Annotated in this window: 1 pseudogene; it reads right to left on the reverse strand. The window is 44.9% G+C overall.

Annotation, left to right across the window (positions count from 1 at the left end):
- A pseudogene (locus tag ADH52_RS04720) lies at positions 1 to 1,140 on the reverse strand (YSIRK signal domain/LPXTG anchor domain surface protein); the annotation flags it as partial.

The raw sequence follows: 1,140 nt of genomic DNA on the forward strand, positions 1-1,140 counted from the left end.
GCGTCCATCACGTCCGTCACGACCTGCTGCGCCATCTCGTCCGTCGCGTCCTGGTAAACCTTGTGCTCCGTCTTGACCATCACGTCCTTGAAGACCTTGAGCACCCTGGTCACCCTTAGGTCCTTGTAGCCCTTGTGGTCCTTGTGGTCCTGCAACTCCGGCTTCACCTTTTAGACCTTGAGGTCCACGAATGTTACCAATCTTATCCCAAGTTCCGTTTTCTTTCTTATAAACATCACCTGTAGTTGCATCGATATAAGTGTCGCCATCTTTACCATCATCTGCTGTTGGTGCTTTAGGTCCACTTAATAATTCAGCACCATTACGTCCGGCTGCACCTGCTGCACCATTGGCACCGTCTGTACCATTATAAATTGGTTGTTTAGCAATTAAGTCATCTATACCTTCATCGTATCGACCATTACCATTGTTATCAAAGTACGCTGTAATAAGAGTACCTTCTCTTGGTTTTTCTGCTGGTGCTGTAGATGGGGCGTCTGCTAAAGCTCTTCTTACTCTTCCGCTTCTTTGATTGTTTAATCTTGCTGCTGCTTCAGCTAAGGCATTTAAGTCGATGGTTGGTGTACGTCCATCTTTACCATCTTTAATGTTAGCTACAACAGGCTCTTCTCCAGGAATTGTAAATGTAATGTCAGTACTATGACCATCTTTACCACGAGCTGTAGTAATTACTGGCGTTTTACCATCACGTCCTGCTGCCCCTGTTTCACCACGTTCGCCACGATCACCTTTAGCACCTTGTGCACCAGTTAATCCACGTTCACCTTGGTCTCCTTTTTCACCTTTGGCACCATCTGCAATGACAACTTCTTTTAGTTTTGTATCTCCTGCATCAAATTCGTTGTTGTCATTTTGATCATAATAGAAGATAACAGTTGTTGTTTTATCAGCTTCATTTCGTTGAGTCGCAACTAATGGGCTTGCTCCATCGAAACCATCTCTTACAACAGTATTTGTAACATTACCTCTACCGTCGTTAATAGTGATAGTGTGAGTACCGTCTTCTTTATTATCTTTAACGGTTACGGTTGGAGTTACACCGTCACGACCTGCCTGACCTTGGTCTCCTTTTTCACCTTTAGCACCTTGTGCTCCAGTCAGACCACGTTCACCTCGGTC

The sequence above is a fragment of the Streptococcus pseudopneumoniae genome, from assembly GCF_001072665.1.
Classification (GTDB): Bacteria; Bacillota; Bacilli; order Lactobacillales; family Streptococcaceae; genus Streptococcus; species Streptococcus pseudopneumoniae_S.